This window comes from Streptomyces sp. NRRL F-5630 (assembly GCF_000719475.1).
In the GTDB taxonomy this organism is placed as follows: Bacteria; Actinomycetota; Actinomycetes; order Streptomycetales; family Streptomycetaceae; genus Streptomyces.
Genome location: NZ_JOGO01000037.1, coordinates 1 through 17,864 on the forward strand (window position 1 = coordinate 1; position 17,864 = coordinate 17,864).

Here is a 17,864-nt window from a genome sequence, read left to right on the forward strand (position 1 = left end):
AGCCCCCAACCACCGGGCCAACTGCACCGCGGCCATCCCCACCCCACCCGCCGCCGCATGCACCAACACCGTCTCCCCCGACCGCACACCCGCCACATCCACCAACGCGTAAAACGCCGTCACAAACGCCACCGGAACGGACGCCGCCTCCACGAACGACCATTCCTCCGGGATCGCCACCACGACCCGCTCGTCCACCACGACGGAGGACCGGAACCCGTCCTGCCAGACGCCCATCACCCGGTCGCCGACCGCGACACCTGTCACGCCGGGACCGGTCCCGGTGACCACCCCCGCGCCCTCGCTGCCCATCCGCGCGTTCTCCGCGTCCGGGTACATGCCCAACGGGATCAGCACGTCACGGAAGTTGAGCCCGACGGCCCGGATGGCGATGCGCACTTCGTGTTCGCCCAGCGTGCGACGGCCCTTGCCATCGCCACCCTCGTTCTCGGGCGACGGACCCCAGACGATGCCTTCGAGGGTGCCGTTCCCGGCGTGGGCGAGCCTCCGCTCCCCGGCCAGGTCCTCGTCGTGCGCCGGGACCGGCTCCGCCCGCTCCCCCGCCGGGACCGACTCCGCCCGTTCCCCCGCCGGGCTCGGCCGGTGCTCCGGCGTCGGCGGCTCCTCGCCGCGCACCAGCCGCGGAGCGAGGATGTCGTCACCGCGGACGGCGAGTTGGGCCTCGCCCGTGGCCAGGGCACGCAGCACCGTGCCGGGCGTCGCGTCGGTCCGGTCGAGGACGTCGAGGAGGACGAAGCGCCCGGGGTGCTCGGTCTGTGCCGAACGCACCAGTCCCCACACGGGGGCGGCCGCGAGGTGGTCCATGCGTTCGGCGCCGTGGACCTGCACGGCGCCGCCGGTGACGAGGACGAGCCGCGACTCCGAGAAGCGCTCGCTCGCCAGCCACCGCTGCACGAGTTCCAACGCGCGAAGGGCGAGGCTCTCGGCGGCCTCGGCCATGTTCTCGTCGGCGCCCGGGGACGCGTCGGTCCTCAGGTCCACCAGGACGTGACCAGGCGCCGACAGCTCTTCCCCGCCCGTCAGGTGTGCCTCCAGTGCTTCCAGGTCGGCGAATCCGGCGTGCTCCGAATCCGTCCCGGGCAGCCCCTCAGCCGTGTCGCCGAGCACCGCCACCCGCGACGCTTCACCCTTCTGGTCCGATGCCGGTACCCGGGTCCAGGCGACCCGGTAGGCGGCGGCGACGCCGTCCTCGGGCGGAGCCGGGAGCCGCGCCTCGTCGAGCGGACGTGTCAGGAGTCCGTCGGCGGACAGGACCGGCAGCCCGGCGCTGTCCGTGACCTGTACCGAGCAGGCGCCCTCAGCGGTCGGGACGAGCGTGGCCCGCAGCCGCGTCGCGCCGGTGGCGTGCAGGGTGACGCCGGTCCAGAGGAAGGGCAGACGTCCGATGGCCTCGTCGTCCGCGCAGGCGGGCCAGGCGTGCAGCGCTGCGTCGAGGAGCGCCGGGTGGATGCCGAAGCCCATCACGTCCGCCTCGGGCAGGCGGACGTCCGCGAACAGTTCGCCGTGCGGCCCGCGCCAGACCTGGGTGAGCCCTCGGAACTGATCCCCGTACGTGAAGCCCCGCTCGTGCAGCCGCTCGTAGAGGCCGGTGATGTCCACGGGCTGCGCGTCGGCCGGGGGCCAGTTCCCGGAGCCCGTGGCTTCCGGGTGCCCGGCGTCGTTCACGAGCGTCGCCCGTGCGTGCCGCACCCACTCCGTGTCCTGGGAAGCGGGGTCCTCGGACGCGGGGGCCTGGACCCGGGCGTGCAGGTCCACCGTACGGCTGCCGTCCTCCGCCGGCCCGGCCACCAGCACCTGTACCTGTGTCGGCCGGGAGGCGTCGAGGAGCAGCGGGGTTTCGAGGATCAGTTCCTCCACGCGGTCGCAGCCGACGGCGTGCGCGGCGCGCAGGACCATGTCCAGGAGGGCCGTGCCCGGCACCAGTACGCGACCGTGTACGGCGTGGTCGCGGAGCCAGGGGGAGTCCCGGAGGGACAGCCGCCCGGTGAACAGGGCCCCGCCGGTGCCGGGCAGCGGCACGGCGCGGCCGAGCAGGGCGTGCCCGGTGGCTTCCGCGCCGTCCTGGTGCGGGGCGCTGCGGCGGCCGGCGGCTCCGCCGTCCGCCACCCAGTAGCGCTTGTGCTGGAAGGCGTACGTGGGCAGCTCGACCCGCCGGACCGGGCGGCCTTCGTAGGAGCGGGCCCAACGCACCGGTACGCCGGTGACGAACGCCTCGGCGAGCGACCGCACGAGGCGGGGCCGGCCGCCGTCGTCGCGGCGCAGTGTGCCGGTGACTGTCACGTCCGTCCCGTGGTCCTCGGCGGTGATCTGCACCCCGGTGGTCAGCACCGGGTGGGCGCTCGCCTCGACGAACCTGCGGAATCCCGCGTCGAGCAGGGCGCGTACGGTCTCCTCGAAGCGGACGGTGGACCGGAGGTTGCGATACCAGTAGGCGCCGTCCAGCTCCGTGTGGGCGAGTTCGCCTCCGGTCACCGTGGAGAAGAACGGAATCCTCGTGGGCCGGGGCACCACATCGGCCACCGCCTTCTCGACCTGGGCGCGGATGGTCTCGACCTGTGAACAGTGAGAGGCGTAGTCGACGGGGACCCGGCGGGCCCGGATGCCGCGCTTCTCGCACAGCGCCATCAGGCCGTCGAGCGCCTCCGTGCCGCCGGAGACCACCGTGGTGGCGGGGCTGTTCACCGCGGCGACGGTCAGTTCCCCGTCGTAGGCGGCGAGGATTTCCTCCACCTCGGCGACGGGCTGTGTCACGGCCACCATGCCGCCGAGGCCCGCGAGTTCGGCGGCGATGGCCCGGCTGCGCAGCGCCACCACGCGCGCCCCGTCCTCCAGACTCAACGCACCCGCCACGACGGCCGCCGCGATCTCACCCTGCGAATGACCCACCACAGCGGCCGGACGCACCCCGAACCACTCCCACACCCGCGCCAACGACACCATCATCGCCCACAAAGCGGGCTGCACCACCTCCACCCGCTCCAACGCCGCACCCTCACCCAACGCCTCCAGCAGAGGCACATCCATGAACGGCTCCAACGCCGCCGCACACTCCCCCAACCGCTCAGCGAACACCGGAACATCCGCCAGCAACTCCCGCGCCATACCCACCCACTGCGACCCCTGACCCGGGAACACGAAGACGACGCGGTCGTCGGAGGGGGTGGCCGTGCCGCGGACGATGTCGGGTGTCTGCCGGCCCTCCGCGAGGTCGGTCAGGGCGTCGGCCAGGCCGCTGCCGTCGGCGCCGAGGACGACCGCGCGGTGGTCGAGTACGGCGCGTGCGGTCGCGAGGGTGTGACCGATGTCGCCGCTCCGGGCGGTCCCCTCCCGTGCCAGCGGGAGCAGGCGCCTGGCCTGCTCCCGCAGCGCCGCGTCGGACCGCGCCGACAGCGTCCAGGGGGTGAAGGTGCCGTCGGGGCGGTGGTCGTCGTCGTGGGGGTCGGTGTCCGGTCCCTGTTCCAGGATGACGTGGGCGTTGGTTCCGCTGACGCCGAACGAGGAGACTCCGGCCCGCCGGGGCCGTCCCGTCTCGGGCCAGTCGCGCGGCGCGGTGAGGAGGGCCACGGCGCCGGAGGACCAGTCGACATGCGCTGACGGCTCCTCGGCGTGCAGGGTGGGAGGCAGGGTGCCGTGCCGCAGGGCGAGGACGGTCTTGATGACGCCCGCGACACCGGCGGCGGCCTGGGTGTGCCCGATGTTCGACTTCACCGACCCCAGCCACAGGGGCCGTTCCGGGCCCCTGCCCTGCCCGTACGCGGCCAGCAGCGCACCGGCCTCGATCGGGTCGCCCAGCTTCGTACCCGTGCCGTGCGCCTCCACCGCGTCCACGTCGGACCCGTCGAGTCCGGCGTCGGCCAACGCCGCCCGGATGACGCGCTGTTGAGCGGGTCCGCTGGGCGCGGACAGACCGTTCGACGCACCGTCCTGGTTGACCGCGCTGCCCCGCACGACCGCGAGGACCTGGTGGCCGTGGCGGCGGGCGTCCGAGAGTCGTTCGACGACGAGGACGCCGACGCCCTCGGCGAACCCGGCGCCGTCCGCGCCGGCTCCGAACGCCTTGCTGCGCCCGTCGGGGGCCAGGCCGCCCTGGCGGGTGAACTCGGTGAAGATGCCCGGGGTGGACATGACGGTCACGCCACCGGCCAGGGCCAGGTCGCTCTCGCCCTGGCGGAGCGAGCGCACGGCCAGGTGCAGGGCGACGAGGGAGGCCGAGCAGGCGGTGTCGACGGTGAGGGCGGGGCCCTCCAGTCCGAGGGTGTAGGCGACGCGGCCGGACAGGACGCTCCCGGTGTTGCCCGTGGCGACGTATCCGGCGGTCTCCTCGGGGACGTCGGGGCTGATGGCGAGGTAGTCGCCGCCGTTGGTGCCGGTGAACACGGCGGCGCGGGTGCCGCGCAGGGCGGTCGGGTCGATACCCGCCTGTTCGAGCGCCTCCCAGGAGGTCTCCAGGAGCAGGCGCTGTTGCGGGTCCATCGCCAGCGCCTCACGCGGCGAAATTCCGAAGAACTCCGCGTCGAAGTCGCCCGCGTCGTGCAGGAATCCGCCCTCCTGGGCGGTCGACGTGCCGGTCCGCTCACCGGAGCCGGTCCCCCGGAGGGTCTCCAGGTCCCAGCCGCGGTCGTCGGGGAACGGGGTGATGGCGTCGCGCCCGTCGCGGAGCAGTTGCCACAGTTGCTGCGGAGAGCGGACGCCTCCGGGGAAGCGGCAGCCCATGCCGACGATGGCGATCCGGTCGTCGTCCGCCGGAGCCGGGGCGGGGCCGGGGGCGGCGGTAGGGGCGGGGTCCGTGGCGCGTCCGCCGAGGAGTTCGTCCCGCAGATGGGCGGCGAGATCACGGGCCGTGGGGTGGTCGAAGACGAGGGTGGAGGGGAGCCGGAGCCCGGTCGCCTTGTTCAGGCGATTGCGCAGTTCGACGGCGGTGACCGAGTCGAAGCCGAGATCGCGGTAGGCGGTCGTGGGGTCGACGGCCTCGGGGCCGGAGTGGCCGAGGACCTTGGCGGCCTGTTCGCGGACGAGGGAGAGCAGGGCGGCCTGCTGTTCGGCGCGGTCGCCCAGGGCGGCGACGCGCGCGGCGAGCCCGTCGGCGCCCGGGGCCGCGTCGGGGGCGGGCCCGGCGGTCCCGGTGGTGAGCTGCCGGACCTCGGGAAGATCGGAGAGGAAGGGGCTGGGACGGGTGGCGGTGAAGGCCACGTGGAACCTGTCCCACTCCACGTCCGCGATCACGACGGTCGGTTCGGTGTCGCCGGCGACCGCGACGAGGGCCGAGGCGGCCAGGTCGGGGTCCATGACGGGCAGACCGTGGCGGCCTGCGGTCGCCTCGATATCGCCCTCGGTGGCCATACCGCGCTCGTCCCAGATGCTCCAGGCGATGGAGGTGGCGGGCAGGCCCAGGGCGTGCCGCTGCTCGGCGAGCGCGTCCAAGTAGGCGTTGCCGGGCGCGTAGTTGCCCTGCCCGGAGGCGCCCAGGGTGCCGGCGAGGGACGAGAAGAGCACGAAGGCGTCCAGGTCGGCGTCCCGGGTCAGCTCGTGCAGGTGCCGGGCGCCGTCGGCCTTGACCCGCAGGACCTGGTCGATCCGGTCAGGGATGAGGCCGTCGACGACGGAGTCGTCCAGGACCGCCGCGGTGTGCACGACCGCCGTCAGGGGTCGCTCGGCGGGCACGGTCGCGAGCAGTTCGGCGAGGGCAGCACGGTCTCCGACGTCGCACGAGCTGAGGGTGACGCCGACGCCACTCTCCTCCAGTTCGGTGCGCAGTGCGGCGGCGCCCGGCGCGTCGGGGCCGCGCCGGCTGACCAGCAGGAGGTGCTCGGCACCCTGCCCGGCGAGGTGACGGGCCACGCGGGCGCCGAGACCTCCGGTGCCGCCGGTCACCAGGACGGTGCCGCGCGGACGCCACCCCGGTCGCGCCCCGGAAGCGCCGGCGCGGGACAGGCGCCGCACGAGCGCGCCGGACGGGCGCAGGGCCACCTGGTCCTCGCCGCTGTCTCCGGCCAGGACCGCCGCGAGGAGGCGGCCCGTGGGCCCGACGGGGCGGGCGGGCAGGTCGACGAGCCCGCCGAACCGCTCGGGGTGTTCCAGGGCCGCGATCCTGCCGAAGCCCCACACCATCTGCTGGGCGGCGGCACGGTCGCGGACGGTCCGCGCGTCCTGGGCGGTGGCGGTGATCGCGTCGTGGGTCAGGCACCACAGAGGGCCACGGTTCTCGGCCTCGCCGAGCGCCTGGAACAGAGCGGCGGTGGTGGTGAGGCCGGTGCGCTCGACCCTCTCCTCGGTGTCGCTGTGGCTGTCGACGACGCTCAGCAGGGACAGCACCCCGGAGAACGTCCCCTCGGGCAGCAGCTCCGCGATGTCGTCCCGGGTGGCGTCCGCGGCCACCGTGAGCGTGGTCACGTCACCCCCGTGGTCGCGTACGGCGGCGGCGACCGTCTCGGCGCAGCCGGCCGCCACGACGGAGTCGGCGGGGACCGCCAGGAGCCACGTCCCGGTCAGAACGGGAGCCGCGGGCAGCGCGGTGGGAGCCCAGCGCACGTGGTACCGCCAGGAGTCGACGGCGGCCCGCTCCGTACGGTGCCGGCGCCAGGTCCGCAGAGCGGGCAGCACACGCGCCAGGGCGTCGCCGTCCACGTCGAGCAGGCCTGCGAGGGTCTCGGTGTCGTCGCTTCGCACCGCTTCCCAGAAGCCGGTGTCGTCGCCGGGGCGCGCGGTGTCCTGCGCGGCGGCGGGCCCGTGCGGCGTGGCGGGCTCCCACCAGTAGCGTTCGCGCTGGAAGGCGTAGGTGGGGAGATCGACGTGCGCGGCGTCGGCGGCGGCGAACGCCCGCGCCCAGGCCACCGGCGCGCCCTGCGCGAAGACCTCGCCGAACGAGGCGAACAGGCGTCGCGTCCCTCCGTCGTCGCGGCGCAGGGTTCCCGTGACCGCGGCCTCGTGACCGGCTTCCTGAAGGGTGTCCTCCACCGCCGCGGTCAGCACCGGGTGCGCGCTGCACTCCACGAAGGCGCCCGGACCCGTCGCGGCGAGGGCGCGTACGGCTTCCTGGAACCGCACCGGCCGGCGCAGGTTGCGCACCCAGTAGGCGGCGTCCGGCACGTCGTCGCCGAGCCAGTCGCCGGTGACCGTCGAGAAGAACGGCACCTGGGCACGGCGCGCCCGGATCGGGGCCAGGTCGGCGAGGATCCGGTCGGCGAGGGCGTCCACCTGCCCGGAGTGGGAGGCGTAGTCGACCGGGACGCGGCGGTAGCGCACTCCCTCGCGCTCGCACCGGGTCCTGAGCGCGTCGAGCCCTGCGAGGGTGCCGGAGACAACGGTGGTGGCCGGCCCGTTGACCGCGGCCACGGTCACGGGCTCCGTGATGCCGTCCAGAAGGGCCCGGACGTCCTTCTCCGAGGCCGCCACCGACGCCATGCCGCCGTGACCGGCGAGTTCGGCGGCGATGGCCCGGCTGCGCAGCGCCACCACGCGCGCCCCGTCCTCCAGACTCAACGCCCCCGCTACGACGGCCGCGGCGATCTCACCCTGCGAATGCCCCACCACAGCGGCCGGACGCACCCCGAACCACTCCCACACCCGGGCCAACGACACCATCACCGCCCACAAAGCGGGCTGCACCACCTCCACCCGCTCCAACGCCGCACCCTCACCCAATGCCTCCAAGAGAGGTACATCCATGAACGGCCCCAACGCCGCCGCACACTCCCCCAACCGCTCCGCGAACACCGGAACTTCCGCCAGCAACTCCCGCGCCATACCCACCCACTGCGACCCCTGACCCGGGAACACGAAGACGATTTGTGCGGCGTCATCTCCGGCCCGAGCCGCCGAACCGGCGTCGCCCTCCCCCCGGGCCACCGCCCGCACCGCGTCGAGCAGTTCCTCGCGCGACGCACCGGCCACCACCGCACGGTGCCCCCGCACCGCACGGCCCGTCGCGAGTGCCGCGCCGATCTCTGTGGCCGAGGTGTCCGGGTGTGCCTCCACGAAGGCGGCGAGGCGACCGGCCTGTGCCCGCAGGGCCTCGCGGTGGTGTCCGGTGATCACCCATGGCACGACCGGGGGTTCGACGCGTCGCTCCGCTCCGGACCCGGTCTCGACGGGTGCCTCTTCCAGGATGAGGTGGGCGTTGGTGCCGCTGATCCCGAACGAGGACACACCCGCCCTGCGCACCCGCTCCGCCCCGGACCACTCCTGCGCCCGAGCCAGCAACCGCACTCCACCCGACGCCCAATCGACGTGCGGCGACGGCCGTTCGGCGTGCAGAGAGGCGGGCAGCGCGCCATGACGCAGCGCCTCCACCATCTTGATCACACCCGCCACACCCGCAGCGGCCTGCGTATGCCCGACGTTGGACTTCACCGACCCCAGCCACAACGGCCGCTCAGGACCACGCCCCTGGCCATACGTCGCGAGCAACGCCTCCGCCTCGATCGGGTCACCGAGCCTCGTCCCCGTCCCGTGCGCCTCCACCACGTCCACATCGGAGGCCCCGAGCCCCGCATCCGCCAACGCCGCCCGAATCACCCGCTGCTGGGCCGGACCGTTCGGTGCCGTGAGGCCGTTGCTCGCCCCGTCCTGGTTGATCGCGCTGCCCCGCACGACCGCGAGCACGCGATGGCCGTTGCGCCGGGCGTCCGACAGCCGCTCCAGGACGAGGACGCCCGCGCCCTCGGACATGCCTATGCCGTCGGCGTCCGCCGAGAAGGGCTTGCACCGGCCGTCGGCCGCCAGGCCCCGTTGCCGGGAGAACTGGACGAAGGGGGCGGGGGTGGCCATGACGGTCACGCCGCCGGCCAGGGCCAGATCGCACTCGCCCGACCGCAGGGCCCTTCCCGCCAGGTGGATCGCCACCAGGGACGAAGAGCACGCCGTGTCCACCGTCACCGCCGGGCCCTCGAAGCCGAACGTGTAGGCCACCCGGCCGGACAGGACACTGCCCGCGCTGCCGGTCATGAGCAGGCCCTCGACGTGCCCGGGGGTCTGGTCCGGGGCCGGTGCGTAGTCGTGGTAGACCTGCCCCGCGAAGACTCCGGTGCGGCTGCCGTGCAGCCCGTCCGCGTCGAGTCCGGCTTGTTCGAGGGCTTCCCAGGAGGTTTCCAGGAGCAGCCGCTGCTGCGGGTCCATCGCCAGCGCCTCGCGTGGCGAGATCCCGAAGAAGCCCGCGTCGAAGTCGCCCGCGTCGTACAGGAATCCGCCTTCGCGGGTGTACGAGGTGCCGGTGTGGTCCGGGTCGGGGTGGTGCAGGCCGTCGAGGTCCCAGCCCCGGTCCGCCGGGAAGCGGCCGATGCCGTCGCCGCCGGTGGCGACCAGCTCCCACAGTTCCTCGGGGCTGGTGACGCGTCCGGGGTAGCGGCAGGCCATGCCGACGATCGCGAGGGGTTCGTCGGTGGGGGCCGTGGGCGCGGCGGGCTCCTCCCTCGGTACTGCGCCGACCAGTTGATCCACCAGGTGGGCGGCGAGTTCCGTCGGGGTGGGGTGGTCGAAGACGAGTCCTGCGGGAAGGCGCAGTCCGGTGGCGTTGTTCAGCCGGTTGCGCAGTTCGAGCGCGCTGAGCGAGTCGAAGCCGAACTCACGGAACGCGCGCGTGACCGGGACGCGGTCGGCCGAGGCGTGGCCGAGGACGGCGGAGGCCAGATCACGTACGAGTCGGAGGGCCAGGTCGAGCCGCTCGTCGGACGACAGCGCCGTCAGGCGCTCGGTGAACGTTCCGTCGCCGCCCGCGGGCCGCGGGGGCCGGACGAGGCCGCGCAACAGGGCCGGTATCCCCTCGCTCTCCGCCTGTTCACGCACCTGCCGGAGGTCAAGCCGCGTGGGCACGGTGAGCGGAGCGGGGTCCGCGACGGCCCGGTCGAACAGCGCGAGGGCCTGCGCCTCGGGCAGCGGCGCCACGCCGAGCCGGGCAAGCCTCGCGCGGTCGGTGGTGCCGAGCCCCGACGCCATGCCGCCGCTGTGGTCGTCCTGGTCCCACAGGCCCCAGGCCTGGCTCTGTCCCGGCAGGCCGAGGCCGGCCCGGTGGGCGGCCAGGGCGTCGAGGAAGGCGTTGGCGGCGGCGTAGTTGGCCTGTCCCGCGCCGCCGAGGACGCCGGAGACCGAGGACAGGAGGACGAACGCGGTCAGCGGCTCGTCGCGGGTGAGGTCGTGCAGGTTCCAGGCGGCGTCCACCTTGGGACGCAGTACGGTGGTGAGCTGGTCGGGCGTCAGGGAGGTGACGGTTCCGTCGTCGAGGACGCCCGCCGCGTGCACCACGGCGGTGAGGGCGTGGTCGGCGAGGGCGCTCCGCAGGGCGTCGTGGTCCGCGGGATCGCAGCCGAGGGTGGTCACCTCGCAGCCGTCTCCCGCGAGTTCCGCGGTGAGGTCGCGGGTCGCCTCGCCTCCCCGGCGGCTGACGAGGACGAGTCGGCGTACGCCGTGCTCACGGACCAGACGCCGGGCGATCAGGCGGCCGATGTGTCCGGTGGCGCCGGTGAGCAGGACCGTGCTGTCGGGACCGAAGGGGACGGCGCTGTCCTCGGCCCGGCCGGTGACACGGGCGAGCCGGGGGACGTGAGCCTGGCCCGCGCGCAGGGCGACCTGGGGTTCGTCGCCCGCGGCGACGGCGGGCAGGACACGCAGCGACGCGGGCTCCCGGTCGGTGTCGGCCAGGAGGAACCGTCCGGGGGTCTCGGTGTGCGCGCTGCGCAGGAGGCCCCAGACGGTGGCGGCGGCGATGTCGGTCACCGGGGCGGGGCCCGCCGCTCCCTCGGTGACGGCGAGCAGTCGCGTACCGGCCAGCCGGTCGTCGAGAAGCAGGGCGCGGGCGGTCGCCAGAGCCGTGGCCGCGTGGGCGTGGGCCGCGGTCACCGTGGCGTCCCGCCGCCGGTCGTCCACGGTCCCTGGCCCGTCGCCCACGGCCCATACGAGGATGTCGGGAGCGGCGGCACCGGCGTCGAGGGCGGCGCGCAGTCCGTCGAGATCGCGGTGGGCCTCCGGCGCGGCGCCGGCGTTCCGGAGCGCTGCGAGGACGGGCGCTTCGTCATCGCCGAGGAAGGCCCACTGCCCTGTGGGGCGCGCCTCGCCGGGCAGCGTCAGCGGCTCCCATTCCACGGCGAACAGGGACCGGGGCGTCGTCTCGCGGGAGGTGGTGAGCCGTGCGAGGTCCGCGGGCAGCAGCGTGAGGGACCCGATACTCGCCGCCCGCTGACCCGACGGTGCGGCGAGGTCGAGGGCGACGGTGGATTCACCGGAGGGGGTGATCCGCGCGCGCAGTGCGCGGGCGCCGGGTGCGGTGACGGCGACGTCGTGGAAGGCGTACGGCAGGCGCACGCCGTCCTCGGAGCGGGTGGTGGTGATCACGGCGTGCAGGACGGCGTCAAGGAGGGCCGGGTGGAGGGCGAAGTCCTCGTCGTCCGGGGCGGCGGCGTCGTGCTCGGGCAGCCGCGCCTCCGCGTAGACGGTGTCGTCGGGGGCCTTCCAGAGGCGGGCGAGGAGCTGGAAGGCGGGGCCGTAGACGTAGCCCTCGTCGGCCAGTTCGTCGTAGAGGCCGGTGAGGTCGGTCTCGGTGGTGCCGGGGGGCGGCCAGGTGGCGGCCCAGTCGAGGGGGGCGGGGGCCGGTGCCGGGGCGGCCGTGCGCAGGGCCGCTGTCGCGTGGTGCGTCCAGGGCAGGTGGGCGTCCCGGGCGTCCTGGCGGCCGTCGGTGGCGGCCCGGCTGTGCACGGTCGCGGTGGCGCGGTCGGGGCCGTCGGCGGTGACGGTGACCTGGAGATCCGTGGCGCCGCTTCCGGTGGGCAGCGGAAGCGGCACGTGCAGGGTGAGTTCGTCGAGGTGGGGGGTGCCGTTGTGGACCCCCGCGTGCACCGCCAGTTCGAGCAGGGCGGTTCCCGGCAGCAACGGGAGGGCACCGACCGCGTGGTCGTGGAGCCAGCGGTGGCTGTGCGGGGTGAGCCGTCCGGTCAGGACGAGGCCCCCGTCGCCCGCGGTGCGCAGGACCGCGCCGAGCAGCGGATGGCGGGCCGGGGTGAGCCCGGCGGACGCGACGTCCGGGGCACCGCCGCCGGTGACGGGATCGAGCCAGTAGCGCTCGCGCTGGAAGGCGTAGGTGGGCAGCGCGACACGACGGGCACCGGTGCCGGTGTAGAGGCGGGTCCAGTCCACGGACCCGCCGTGGGCGAAGACCGTGCTCAGTGAGGTGAGCAGGCGCCGCAGGCCGCCGTCGCCGAGGAGCAGGGAGCCGGTCACGACCGCGTCCCGGCCGGTCTCCTCCAGGATGTGCGTCATGTTGCCGGCGAGCACCGGGTGGGCACTGCATTCCACGAAGGCGTCGAAGCCGTCCGCGGCCAACTCCCGTACAGCTTCTTCGAAGCGGACCCGGTGGCGGAGGTTGCGCACCCAGTAGGCGGCGTCCGGCACGTCGTCGCCGAGCCAGTCACCGGTGACCGTCGAGAAGAACGGCACCTTGGCGCGGCCCGCCCGGATCGGGGCCAGGTCGGCGAGAATCCGGTCGGCGACGGCGTCCACGTGCGCCGAGTGGGAGGCGTAGTCGACGGGGATGCGGCGGGCCCGGATGCCGCGGCTCTCGCATCGCGCCATCAGGTCGTCGAGCGCGGCGGTGCCGCCGGAGACCACGGTGGATCCGGGCCCGTTCACCGCGGCGACGGTCAGTTCCCCGTCGTAGGCGGCGAGAAGCCCCTCCACCTCGGTGAGGGGCCGCTGGACGGCGACCATGCCGCCACGGCCGGCGAGTTCCTCGGCGATGGCCCGGCTGCGCAACGCCACCACGCGCGCCCCGTCCTCCAGACTCAACGCCCCCGCTACGACGGCCGCGGCGATCTCACCCTGCGAATGACCCACCACCGCGGCGGGGCGCACCCCGAACCACTCCCACACCCGCGCCAGCGACACCATCACCGCCCACAACGCGGGCTGCACCACCTCCACCCGCTCCAACGCCGCACCATCACCCAGCGCCTCCAGCAACGGCACATCCATGAACGGCTCCAACGCCGCCGCACACTCCCCCAACCGCTCAGCGAAAGCCGGAACGTCCCCCAGCAACTCCAGAGCCATCCCCACCCACTGCGACCCCTGCCCCGGGAACACGAACACCGTCCGTGCCACATCCGCGGCCACACGAGTCACACCGGAATCGCCCTCGCCCCGCGCCACCGCCCGTACTCCGTCGAGCAGCTCTTCCCGTGACGCGCCCGCCACCACCGCCCGGTGCCCGTGCACCGCGCGGCCCCCCGCCAGGGAGAGGCCCACGTCCGCCGCGGACACGTCGGGCCGGGCGTCCACGAACGCCGCCAGCCGCTCCGCCTGGCCCCGGAGCGCGTCGACACTCCGGGCCGAGAGCACCCACGGCACCACGGAGGGCACCTCGCGGCTGCACACCGGCTCCGCCTCAGCGGGTGCTTCCTCCAGGATGAGGTGGGCGTTGGTGCCGCTGATCCCGAACGAGGACACCCCCGCCCTGCGCACCCGCCCCGCCCCGGACCACTCCTGCGCCCGAGCCAGCAACCGCACTCCACCCGACGCCCAATCGACATGCGGCGACGGCTGCTCGGCGTGCAGAGAGGCGGGCAGCGTGCCATGACGCAGCGCCTCCACCATCTTGATCACACCCGCCACCCCGGCAGCGGCCTGTGTGTGCCCGACGTTGGACTTCACCGACCCCAGCCACAACGGCCGCTCAGCACCACGCCCCTGGCCATACGTCGCGAGCAACGCCTCCGCCTCGATCGGGTCACCGAGCCTGGTCCCCGTCCCGTGCGCCTCCACCACGTCCACATCGGAGGCCCCGAGCCCCGCATCCGCCAACGCCGCCCGGATCACCCGCTGCTGCGCGGGCCCGCTGGGCGCGGACAGGCCGTTCGACGCACCGTCCTGGTTGATCGCGCTGCCCCGCACGACCGCGAGCACACGGTGCCCGTTGCGCCGGGCGTCCGACAGCCGCTCCAGGACCAGGACGCCCACGCCCTCGGACCACGCCGTACCGTCGGCATCGGCCGAGAAGGGCTTGCACCGGCCGTCGGCCGCCAGGCCCCCCTGCCGGCCGAACTCGCGGAACATTCCGGTCGTCGCCATGACGGCCACGCCACCGGCCAGGGCCAGATCGCACTCGCCCGACCGCAGGGCCCTCCCCGCCAGGTGCGTGGCGACCAGCGACGACGAGCACGCCGTGTCCACCGTCACCGCCGGGCCCTCGAAGCCGAACGTGTAGGACACCCGGCCGGAGATGACGCTGGGGGTGCTGCCGGTGAGGATCTGGCCCGCGAGGTGGTCCGGCGCCTGGTCGGCGCGGGGGCCGTAGTCGTGCGGCGTCGCGCCCACGTAGACGCCCGTGGCCGAGCCGCGCAGACCATCCGGGTTTAGTCCGGCCTGTTCGAGGGCTTCCCAGGAGGTCTCCAGGAGCAGTCGCTGCTGCGGGTCCATCGTCAGCGCCTCGCGGGGCGAGATCCCGAAGAAGTCGGCGTCGAAGTCCGCGGCCCCATTGAGGAAACCGCCGCTGGGCGCGGCCTGGCCGTCATCCGTCACGGGTGGCGTCCAGCCGCGGTCCGTGGGCCAGGCCGAGGGGGGTGCCGCGCCGTCGGCGACCAGGCGCCAGAGGTCGTCCGGCGAGGCGACGCCGCCGGGGTAGCGGCAGGCCATGCCGACCACGGCCACGGCATCGTCGTCGGGGTGCCGGGGGCGGGTCTCCTGGGCGGGTGCGGGGCCGGTCGTGCCGTCGTCCGGGAGAGCGGTGTGCGCGGTGCGGCCGGGGTGGCCCGCGCGCGCGTCCGGGCCCGTGACACCTGGCGCCGCGGAGCGTGCGGCCAGTCCGGTGGCCGGCTTCCGGGAGGGGTCGGTGGCCCCGGGGACGGTGGTGAGCGAGGCGTCGAGGTGTGCCGCCAGTGCTTGGGGCGTGGGGTGGTCGAACACCGTGCTGCCCCTCACGGGCAGCCCCGTGCACGCCGCGAGAATCCTGCCGAGCTCCTCGATCATGACGGAGTCGAAACCGAGGTCCTTGAAGCTGCGCGCCGGGTCGACCGGGGCCGAGTCCCGCATGACGACGGCCGCCTGCTCGCACACGAACGTGCGCAGGGCCGCCGTCCGCTTCGCTCCGGTGAGCCCGCCCAGCGCGGCGATTGCCTCTCGTCCGGGATGCGCGGGGTCCACGGCGGGGGCGGTGGCCGTGCCGGTCGCCACGGGTGTCTGCGCGGCGGCCGGTGCCTCAGCGGCGACCGGTGCCTCCGTGGCGGCCGGTGACGGCGTCGTGGTCACGACCTGCGGGGTGGACTGTTCCGGTCCCGTGTCGAGCCAGTAGCGACGGCGTTGGAAGGGGTAGGTCGGCAGGTCCACGCTCCGGACGCCGCCCAGCACGGGCGCCCAGTCGACATCGGCGCCCGCGACCCACAGCGTCGCCAGCGACCTGACCGATACGCGGCCCTCCGCGATCAGCGGGACGAAGGCGGGAGGGACGTCGTCGTCGTTCGAGGCGGCCGAGGAGGTGAGAGCCGCGTCCCGTCCCGCTTCCACGACGAGCGACAGATCGCCGTCCCGCAGCAGCGCCGCGCCGTCGGTGAACGGGGCCGTCTCCCGCGCCTGCCGCAGCCAGTGCTCAGGGCCCTGGAGGAGCCCGGGCTCCGCTGTCCCGCCCAGCATCGTCGACACCACGGTCAGCCGGGAGACGCCGGGCTCGGCCGTGGACAGCACCCTGCGACAGGCGTCCGCCCCGTCGGCCGGTGAGGTCTCCCCGAGCCAGCCGCGCGCCAGCGCCAGGCGAGCGGCGTCCCGCAGCGACCACACACCCGCCGCGTGGGCGGCCGTCACCTCGCCCACCCCGTGTCCCGCGACCGTCGTCGGGCGAAGCCCCCACGACGTCAGCAACCGCCACGAGGCCACGCCGAACGCGAAGGCGCCCGCTTGGTCCCGGCCGCCCTCCCCCGGGCCCGGCCCCGCCTCGTCGGCTGCCGACGTCATGGCCTGACGCAGTGCCGCACCGAACCTCCCCTCCGCCGGTCCCCGTGCCACTCGCGCCCGCTCCGGCAGGCCCAGGGTGTCGGCGACCTCGGCGGCCACCTCGTCGAAGACCTCGCACACCTCTGCCAGCGCCTCGGCGAAGACCGGGAAGACGGACAGGGCCATGGCCGCGCCCGCGCTCTCCGGGGCCGCGCCCGAGAAGACCACCCCCACCTCGCCCCGGGTCGTCGGGCCGGACAGCACCACGCCGGACATGGGGTCACCGTCGGCGAGGCCGCGTACTCCGCTCAGCAACTCCTCGTGCGTGGCCGCCACGACGGCCGCGCGCCGCTCGAAGCCCTTGCGCGTCGAGGCCAGGGACCACGCGACCTCCGCAGCCGACACCTTCGTGCCGTCGGCCGCGCCGCCGCCCGCCAGCCGGGAGGCGGCGTCGCGCAGAGCGGCGTCGGTGCGGCCGGACAGCAGCCACGGCACGTCGGTCAGTGCCCTGGCCGGTGCGGCGGATGCCGTCGGTGCGGCGGACGCGGCCGGCGGGGCCCAGTCGGACAGCACCACGTGGCAGTTGGTGCCGCCCATACCGACAGAGCTGACACCGGCGACGAGTTCACTGCCCTCGCCTTCCGGCTCCGCGGGGCCGTCGGGCCACAGACCCGGGTCCCGCTGCACACGGAGGTTGAGTTCGTCGAGCGGAATGCGCGGGTTGGGGTTGTCGAAGTTGAGGCTGGCGGGCAGCCATCGGTGCTTGAGGGAGAGAACGACTTTGATGAGCCCGGCGATTCCGGCGGCGCCGCTGAGGTGGCCGATGTTGGTCTTCACCGAGCCGACGGCGAGAGGCCGCTCGGCGGGGCGGTGGCGGCCGAGGGCCTCGCCCAGTGCGGCAGCCTCGACAGGGTCGCCGGTGGGGGTGCCGGTGCCGTGGAGCTCGACGTAGCGTACGGCGCCGGGCCTGACACCGGCGTTGCGGTAGGCGGAGGTGAGCACCTCGGACTGGGCCTCGGCGGTCGGTGCCGTCAGAGTGGCGCCGCCCGGGTCGTTGTTGGTCGCGCTGCCGCGGACCAGGCACAGAATGCGGTCGCCGTCGGCGAGTGCGGTGTCGAGGCGCTTCAGGACGACGGCGCCACCGCCCTCTCCGGGTACGTAGCCGTCGGCGCGCTCGTCGAAGGTGAAGCAGCCGCCACGGGTGGACAGCGCGCCGAGGCGAGCGGCGAGCAGCACGCTCTGCGGCAGCAGATGCAGGTTGACCCCGCAGACCAGGGCGGCGTCGGACTCGCCCGCGCGCAGGCTCGCGCCTGCGAGGTGGAGCGCCACCAGGGAGGAGGACTGCGCGGAGTCGACGGTGATGCTCGGTCCGCGGGCGCCGAGGAAGGCGGCCAGCCGGTTGGCGAGGACGCCACGCTGCACGCCGGTCAGTGCGTGTTGCGTGGCGAGCGTTCCGGCGTGGGGGGAGAGGAGTTGGGCGTAGTCGTCGCCCGTGACGCCGACGAACGTGCCGAGCCGGGTCCCGCGCACCCGGTCCGGCGTGATCCGGGCGTCCTCCAGCGCCTCCCAGCCCAGTTCGAGGGCGAGCCGCTGCTGGGGGTCGACGAACGGGGCCTCACGCGGGGAGATCCCGAAGAACGAGGCGTCGAACGTGTCGACACGCTCCAGGTAGCCACCGATGCGGGGGGTGTGCTCGGCGGCGGCTCCCGTCCAGCGGCCGGGCGGTACCTCGCCGACGCCGCTGCCGCCCGAGGCCAGCAGTCGCCAGAACGCGTCCGGGTTCTCCGCTCCGGCGAAACGGCACGAGACACCGATGATGGCGAGCGCCGAGTCCCGACCGTCCGCTGCCCTCATGAGTACGACTCCCTAGATTTCCTGGATTCCCCGGAACTCCGGGCTCTCCATGAAAAGGAGCGGAGGAACTGGGTGAATACCTGTAG

General features: G+C 74.5%; 1 protein-coding gene. It reads right to left on the reverse strand.

Annotated features, from left to right (window positions below; genetic code table 11):
- On the reverse strand, nucleotides 1-17,778 hold a 17,778-nt coding region (locus IF99_RS34985), incomplete at its 3' end, for a type I polyketide synthase (protein WP_051703553.1).
- Between the last annotated feature and the right edge of the window lie 86 nt (nucleotides 17,779-17,864).